Origin of the sequence: Collinsella tanakaei, from assembly GCF_016900375.1 — a bacterium.
Lineage (GTDB): Bacteria > Actinomycetota > Coriobacteriia > Coriobacteriales > Coriobacteriaceae > Collinsella.
The window spans coordinates 190,054-197,846 of sequence record NZ_JACJKB010000004.1; the positions used below are offsets into that span (position 1 = coordinate 190,054).

The window sequence follows — 7,793 nt, forward strand, 5'->3', positions numbered from 1 at the left end:
CGCCCCTTTCGCGTGTCCTGACGCGAAATTATAGCCACCCCGCCATGCGCTGCGCGCGCGAGTGGACGGGTTACCGGCTCTCCAGATATCCGTCAGCGTCGCGCCAAGGGCGCAGGCGGCCGGGATCGATCGCGACATGCGCCATCGAAGGGACCTCGTGCCATTTGACGGTGTAGCCCGCACCGTGGCTGCAAAACACCGAGTCGGGCGTGTTGGGAAGATCGGCTTCGGGGTCGTATGCCGCGGCCTCGATCACCGCGTCGGCGTCGTGGCAGGACCGATAGCCCGCGAACTCGAGCGCCAAGCGCCCCAGCCCTCCGGAGTACCCGCTTACCTCGAGCCCGTACTCGCGCATCTCCGATGCCGGGGCGAACCCCGTGAGCTGCGCCGTATCGCCCCGCATGGCAGGAGGCTCGAACTCGGCGCCCATGCGCTGGATGTCGGCCAAGGCGCGCCCCACCTTGTCGGCAGGAAGGGTCAGGCGGAACCGATACCACGGCTCGAGCAGCTCGCAGGTCCCCTGCTCGCGCGCCATCATGAGCGCCTGGCGGATGGCGCGATACGTCGCCTGGCGAAAATCGCCGCCCTCGGTATGTTTGGCGTGCGCGCGGCCGCCCAAAAGGGTGATGCGCACATCCGTCAAGGGCGCGCCGACGAGCACCCCCAGATGCTCGCGCTCGAGCACATGGGTGAGGATCAGCCGCTGCCAGTTGCGGTCGAGGTCGTCTTCGGAGCACCGCGTTCCCGCGGCGATGCCAGCACCGCGCTCCATCGGCTCGATGAGCAGATGCGCCTCGGCATAGTGGCGCAACGGCTCGAAGTGACCGGCGCCCTCGACCGGCGCGGTCACGGTCTCCTTGTACAGGATGCCGCCGGGGCCGAACTCGACGGCAAGCCCGAAGCGGTCGAGCAGCGTCTGCTGAAGCACCTCGCGCTGGACTGCGCCCATGAGCTGGACGTGCACCTCCTGAAGATGCTCCTGCCAGCTCACGCCTAGAAGCGGATCCTCGTCAGCGAGCTCGCGCAGCGCGCGCACGAGCGTGTGGATGTCGGCCTCGCCGGGCAGCACCTGATACGACAGCACTGGGGCGAGCACCGGCTGCGGACCGCGCTCCTCGGCGCCGAGCGCGCTGCCGGGCACCACATGGGAAAGCCCCGTCACCGCGCAGATGCAACCCGCCGGAACCTCCGCCACCGTCTGATAGGAGGCGGCATCGTAGATGCGGACCTGGTCGATCTTCTCCTCCCACGCCGCACCGCCGTCGACGCCCGAGACGACCGTCTTGGCGCGCAGGACACCTCCCGTCACCTTGAGCCATGCGAGCCGCTCGCCACGGGCGGAACGGCTCACCTTGTACACGCGCGCGGCGAACTCGTCGGGCCACACGCGCTCCTCGATGAGCTCGCAGATGCCGTCCATGAGCTCGCTGACCCCGTCGCCCCGAAGGGCCGACCCGAAGAACACCGGGAAGATCCGGCGCGCGGCGATCAAGCGGCGCAGCGTCGCGAGCGCAAGCGAGCCTGTCTCCACGTACTCATCGAGCGCCGCCTCATCGGTACCGGCGGCGTCTTCAAGCACGGTATCGTCGCCCGCGATCAGGGCCTCGGCGTCCACGCAGGCAGACGACAGCCGGTCGCGCAGCTGATCGAGCAGGCCCGCCCGATCGCCCGTACCCAAGTCCATCTTGTTCACGAACACGAACGTCGGCACGCCATAACGCTCGAGCAGCTCCATGAGGGTCTCGGTATGCCCCTGCACGCCGTCGTTGGCGCCCACGACGAGAATCGCGTAGTCGAGCGCCTGCAGCGTCCGCTCGGCCTCGGCGGAGAAATCAACGTGCCCCGGCGCATCGAGCAGCATGAGATGTGCATCGTTCACCTGCAGGTCGGCCTGCTTGGCAAAGATCGTGATGCCACGGGCACGCTCCTGGGCGTCCACGTCGAGATGCGAGTCGCCGTGGTCGACGCGGCCCTGCTTGCGGATGGCGCCCGCGCAGAAGAGCATGGCCTCGGCCAAGGTGGTCTTCCCCGCGTCCACGTGCGCGAGAAGCCCGATCACCGCCTGTTTCACGACAGCCCTCCGGAAGATGCGGCGGGCGCGGCCATCATATCGATGGAGCCCCCGTCTTCCCCGCTCGCGTCCGCATCGTCAGCATCGGCGTCGGAGCCGGCATCGCCCTCAGCATCAGGGGCGTCCTCGACGTCGCCGTCGACATCGGAGAAGTCCCCGTCCGGGACCTCCTCGTCGCCCGGCTCGCCCTCGTCCGAGGCCCCGTCGTCAACCGAACCGTCATCGGGCGTCTCGCCGTCATCGGGATCGCTCGGCCGATCGTCCCCACCCTGGCTTGCATCCAGATCGAGCACCCGGCACAGTGTGTCCCACAGTAGCTCCTGCCCCAGACGGTTCGGATGCGTGCCGTCGGTGTAGAACAGGCTCGAGGGAAGGCCCTGAACCACCAAGGTCGCCATGTAGGCATCGTAGAGCGAGGCGAACGCCCAACCGTGCTTCTCGCACAGGTCGCTGAGGACGTCGGACTCCTCGCGCAGCGTGAAGTTGTAGTCCTCGCTCACCACGGGGATGGGCGAAAGCACGATCATGTTCCCGTCGTAATGCTTGGCCACAACCGTGAGGAACTCCTCCGCATTGGCGCGGAACTCCTCGAGCGTCGCCGTGGAATCCAGGCTGCCGCGGTCGTTGGCGCCCACCACCACGATGGCGAGGTCCTCGTCGCCGAGCGCCTCCTCGCCCACCTGGCTGTACACGTGCATGGAGCCGAGCCCCGGCACGCTCGCGTTCACCATGAATATATCGCGGCTGGCAAGGTAGGCGCGCAGGCGGTTCGAGGCGCAGTCCGTGTCCTTCGAGGGCTCGCGGTACGTGGTGCCCCGGTAGGTGAACAGCTCGTCGCCATCGGGGTGCTCGTAGCCAAGGGCGCCCACACCGGCCATGATGCTGTCGCCGATGATGCGGACCGACGTCACGGAGCCGTCCGCGATACCCTCGCTGAGCGAGATGGGCGAAACCATGCCCGCCGACAGCATCGGCTCGGGCACCTGCTGGCTGGCATCGAGAGCGCCCGTCACCTCGTCGAAATGGTACGCGATGCCGTTCACCTCATACGCGCCGTGCGCCATCGCGCCCGACGGCCAGGCGTAGAAGACGGTCTTGCCCGCACCCTCGAATCGATGCCAGCCATAGGTCACGGCACCGGACTGCTCGTCGAGGTAGTACCACTGCCCATCGATCGCCTGCTCGCCGGTGAGCATCCGACCGGTCACGGGGTCGTAGTAGACCCACTTCTGGTCGGACTCCAGATAGGTGAAGCCCTTCGTCATCTCGCCGGTGATGTCGTCGAAGTGATACCACGCGCCGTAGAGGTAGTCCTGCCCCTTGACCATATGACCGTCGGCATCGTAGCGAACCCACTTGCCGTGGCTGCGGTCCTCGTTCGACACGGGGATGAACACGTCCTTGCTGCGCGCCATCGTGCCGTCGGAGTCGAACCAGTACCAGGCCTTCGACGCGGGGTCGAACACCTGCTTGTCGCGCGCCATGACGCCGTCGTCAAACCAGTACAGCTCGCCGGCAAACTCCGACCAGCCGGTCCCCGACTCGGGCGGCACGGGCTCGCCCGACGGCTCCTCGACCGTCAGGGTCTCAACCGGGTCGATCGGACGCGCGAGCGCGTGCGCCGGCAGCGCGAAGGCAAGCGACGCGCACGCGGCGGCAAGCAGGCGGCGCTGCGAATATGTGAAGAAGGCGGCCATGTGCCCATCCTTCCCTCGGTCTCTCAAGCTTTCGAAGGTATTGTACCCGCCCCGGCGGCGGACGCGGGCGCCATCGGCCCGCCGGCGCGCACGCAAAATGAAATCCGCCCGCCCCGGCATACGGAGCAGGCGGAAAAGCAGCTATAGGAACGCTTTCGCGACTGCGCGCCCTCGGGCCTAATCGCCCCAGTACGGATGCGCGACGCCCGCGGTGTCGCCGTTGATGGGATACACGCGCGGCTCGATGCTCGAGAACGCGGCGTCTGCCACCAGCACACCGTTCGTTGCCGGGCCCACGACGATGCCCACATGGCTCGCCGAGTAGCCCTTGTCGAAGGCGAAGCCCTGGTACCTGAAGAAGATGATGTCACCGTAGCCGGCGTTGAAGTCGACGCGGCCGCGCTCCTTGTACCAATCGAGGTTCTCGTGCGGATAGGAGCTCATGAGCGTGTTGTCGGCAAGGAAGATATCGAGGTCGGCATGGTGGAAGCACCACCACACGTAGGCCATGCACGGACCGTGGGGGCACCTCGTGCCGCCCGCCGCCTCGAACTCGGCATCGCAGTCGGGGTGCGTGAAGTAGGACGCACGCGCCTGCTGCACGAGTTTGTCCTTGAGCTCCTGAGCGGTCAGCTGGCGGCCCGTCACCTTATCGAAGTAGTACGGGCGGCCATCGACCATGCGCTGGCCGTACACCATGCGGCCGGTGATGGGATCGTAGTACACCCACTTGTCCTGCTTGGGAAGGTAGGCGAACTCGTAGTCCATCGCACCGGTGCAGGGATCGAAGTAGTACCAGCCGCCGTCGATGTACTGCTCGTCGTAGACCATCCAGGCGGTATCGGGATCGTAGTAGCACCACTTGTCCTGCTCGACGACGTAGGAGAAGCCCGTCTGCAGCGCACCGGTCACAGGATGGAAGTAGCGCCAGTGGTAGGCGTTGTCCTCGGGGAAGTAGCTATAGAGCTCGCCTTTGACCATGCGGCCGCGCTCGTCGTAGTGGACGGTCTTGTCCAGGTCCTCGATGTAGAAATCCTGGTCGGTGATGGCATGGCCATCCTCGTCGGCGTAGTACCACGCGTCGCTCGCGGCGTCGTAGTACTCCTCGTCCTCGGCGATGGTGCCGTTGGCCTTGGCGTAGTAGGTCTCGCCCGTTGCGGGGTCGGTGAAGCGCTGACTGCGGGCGATCTCGCCGTCCACATACCATACGCGGTCGCCGGAGCTCGTCGTGCCCCAACCGTCGCGCGGGGCCTGGAGCTCGATCTCGGGCTCGGCGGCAGCGGGCTCGGGCTCGGCAGCGGAGTCCTCGGCAGCGGAGTCCTCCGTTGCCTGCACCTCCTGCTCGACAGCGTCGGCAGGCGTCTCGTCGTCAGCAGCGGCGGTGTCCTCGGCGCTCTGCTCGGCAACGGCCTGTTCGGATTGATCGAGTGCGCTCGCAAGCCCTTCCATGGCAGCCGAGCTTTCCGCCCCCTCAACGGCAAGTGCCGTCGCAGGCAGCGTGCCCATAGCCAGCGCCATCGACAGCGCGACCGATGCGATCCGTCTTCCCTTCATGCGATGTCACCTTTTCCGATTCGTCCGGCGCAGCAGGGCCGCGCACTTCCGACTTGACGACGATTATGACACGGCGCCGCGGATACGGACAACGATGGTCCCCTCAGCGAGCGCCTGAGCATATTGTTGCATCAAGGGGTTTGCGCCATGTTGCGCAACATGGCGGGATAGGTGCGTGCTTGGCCGGTGCGTAGCCCGACGCGTTTTGGTAACAGCGCGACCATGAATCTGGCAACAGAGCAAAAAGGTCGGAGGGCATAGCCTCCGACCTGCGATTCCACTCTAAAGACGGCTATCACGAAATCGTCTAAGCACCCATCCGCTGGCAAAACCGATCACACCGGGCGCAAGCCCCATCAGGAATGCCGCAACGTCGACGGGAGCGATGTTCGCGATGCCCAGCAGCGTCGATAAGCTGAACGTCAGCAGCAGCGCTGCGACATACAGCAGCGCACAGGCAAGCGGAGCGAGCAGGCGTACCTTCCCAAGCTCCACACGCCATCCCGCTAAGAGGCAGACGAAAGCCGCCGCGCCGGGCAGCGTCAGATAATACGCGATAAGCGTGTACGCGAAGATTCCGCCGCCCGACATCGGTATGCCCAGCCAGAACCACAGGATGCACGCCAGCCAAAGAAGCAAGTAGACAACGACGACGATCGGCAATGCCCTACCGGCGCGCTTGAGCCAAGCCCTCATCGCGGACACCTCCCGCTTCACATGCTGCTAATTGGATGGTACCCCGTTTCGAAAACCCGGCGCATAGGATAAGAGGGGTGAACCGCCTCCCCCTTGCCGTGCCGCGCACCTATTCTCGCGACGGACTCCGCTACATGGGGGCGATATTCTACGCTTGCGCACCCCGTCGCACTCGGAGGTTAAACGTACACGTGGACCATACTTTTGACGTCGCGGCCCTCGACACTTTCATTGTAGCCGACGCGTGACAAGCTACATGGGAACCTAGAAATAGATATGCGCCGCTTGTCAGAACGATACGCTCCAACGATTGAGCAACGTTCGCCAAATATCGGTTAATTGAATTCATGTTGGTGGACCGTTTAGTGGACTACAGGTGGACTGATAGCAAAAAGGCCAGAGGACATAGCCTCTGGCCTGCGAATTCGTGGTGGGCGTTACAAGATTTGAACTTGTGACCTCTTCCGTGTCAGGGAAGCGCTCTCCCCCTGAGCTAAACGCCCGTTCAGGTGGTGCGCTCTTCAGCGCGGGAAATAATATACCGAAGCCCGCCGCGTCTGTAAAGCACTTTTTTGAAAAACTTTTCTAGCGATCTTACGCGACAGGATTTCTGCAGGTAATCGATCTAGAAGAACGACGCTTCTCCCCTACCGAGGCGCCGGAGGAAGGTCCTCGCCGATTCGCATGTTCTCGAACGTCCGTGCCATGAAGGCGTCGTCGAAGTGCGTATCGATATACACCTCGAAGCCGTTGTCCGGCGGATCCCCCTGATGCCGCTGGCCCGCGCGCCAGAAGCATGCGAGCGTCATGGCGATGTCGAGCACCATGAAGATGGCGAGAAACGTGGCGACCATCGCCTGCTTTCGCGTCGTCGGCTCTCCAATGCGGTAGATGAGCTCCGGCATGATGAGGCGGCACCACACGAGCCCGATGACGCCCCACATGAACAGAAAGCGCCACGCGATCCATTGCGTGATGTGATCCGGCAGCCCCAGATAGGTCCACGACTGGGCATCGGCAAAGTGCTCCAAGCCCCATCCGGCGCACTGCTCGAGCGTTCCGCCGAGCGCGGCGGACATGAGGAAGACCTGCCACCACGGGCGGTCGCGGACTTCCCAGAGGCACATGGTCAACAGCACGGCACCCAAGCCATACAGCGGAGAGAACGGTCCCCAGACCAGTCCCACGCGGCTCTCGACGATACCGAACGCCAAAAACGTGTAGATGGTTTCGAGCACGAGCCCGAGTACCGAAGCCACGAGGAAGATGATCAGATATTGGTAGAGCGAAGGTGTATAGCCATCAAGATACTCCCGCCGGCGCTCGAGCCTGGCTTCGCGCACCATGCGCCGTTGCTCGAGCGACATGCGGCCCCGACGCGCCCCCTCACGAGCGGCATCGGCGAATGCCGTGGCATCGATCCTGCCTTCCACGATGAGGCGTCGGGCGACACTTGCCGACCCGTAGGCATCGCGCAGCCGCCGGAGCATCCACATGGCACCTCGTGCAAGCAGGAACACCAGGACGATCAGAAGCACGATCCTGAGCATGTATCCACCTCCACTCGCACACATCAAGCTGCTTCGCCGTGGATACTCTACCCGAGCCGTCGCGCACTTCAAACTTTTTTTTCAAAATTCCCCTTGCGGCGCACCGGAAAGTCGCGTATAGTACTTCCTCGCAAGCGGACATGGCTCAGTTGGTAGAGCACAACCTTGCCAAGGTTGGGGTCGCGGGTTCGAGCCCCGTTGTCCGCTCCATCGCACGATTCGAGC

At 64.5% G+C, this 7,793-nt stretch carries 5 protein-coding genes and 2 tRNA genes; 1 reads left to right on the forward strand and 6 read right to left on the reverse strand.

What is annotated here, in order from left to right; all coding sequences use genetic code 11:
- Positions 1–70: 70 nt before the first annotated feature.
- The 6 genes from H6A16_RS10990 to H6A16_RS04415 form a co-directional block, all read right to left on the reverse strand.
- On the reverse strand, positions 71–2,071 hold the full coding sequence (locus H6A16_RS10990) for a GTP-binding protein (RefSeq protein ID WP_204616467.1): 2,001 nt from the start codon (positions 2,069–2,071) through the stop codon (positions 71–73).
- Positions 2,068–3,768 (reverse strand): SGNH/GDSL hydrolase family protein, encoded by a 1,701-nt coding sequence (locus H6A16_RS04395; RefSeq protein WP_204616468.1) that lies wholly within the window; start codon positions 3,766–3,768, stop codon positions 2,068–2,070. The genes H6A16_RS10990 and H6A16_RS04395 overlap by 4 nt, the downstream gene beginning before the upstream one ends.
- Before the next feature lie 177 nt (positions 3,769–3,945).
- A complete protein-coding gene (locus H6A16_RS04400; RefSeq protein WP_204616469.1) occupies positions 3,946–5,322 on the reverse strand; it encodes a CHAP domain-containing protein in 1,377 nt (458 codons plus the stop codon).
- Positions 5,323–5,604: 282 nt separating this feature from the next.
- Complete coding sequence (locus tag H6A16_RS04405) at positions 5,605–6,018, reverse strand: hypothetical protein (protein ID WP_204616470.1); 414 nt, start codon at positions 6,016–6,018, stop codon at positions 5,605–5,607.
- Between the two features lie 428 nt (positions 6,019–6,446).
- Positions 6,447–6,521, reverse strand: a tRNA-Val gene (locus tag H6A16_RS04410).
- 144 nt (positions 6,522–6,665) lie between these two features.
- Complete coding sequence (locus tag H6A16_RS04415; RefSeq protein ID WP_204616473.1) at positions 6,666–7,568, reverse strand: putative ABC transporter permease; 903 nt, start codon at positions 7,566–7,568, stop codon at positions 6,666–6,668.
- 134 nt (positions 7,569–7,702) lie between these two features.
- Here H6A16_RS04415 and H6A16_RS04420 point away from each other — a divergent pair.
- Positions 7,703–7,778 (forward strand) — tRNA-Gly (locus H6A16_RS04420).
- Positions 7,779–7,793 lie beyond the last annotated feature (15 nt).

Excerpts from the sequence above, each read along its gene's own strand:
- H6A16_RS04395 (WP_204616468.1), bottom strand. The coding sequence starts at position 3,768 with ATGGCCGCCTTCTTCACATATTCGCAGCGCCGCCTGCTTGCCGCCGCG.
- H6A16_RS04400 (WP_204616469.1), bottom strand. The coding sequence starts at position 5,322 with ATGAAGGGAAGACGGATCGCATCGGTCGCGCTGTCGATGGCGCTGGCT.
- H6A16_RS04405 (WP_204616470.1), bottom strand. The coding sequence starts at position 6,018 with ATGAGGGCTTGGCTCAAGCGCGCCGGTAGGGCATTGCCGATCGTCGTC.
- H6A16_RS04415 (WP_204616473.1), bottom strand. The coding sequence starts at position 7,568 with ATGCTCAGGATCGTGCTTCTGATCGTCCTGGTGTTCCTGCTTGCACGA.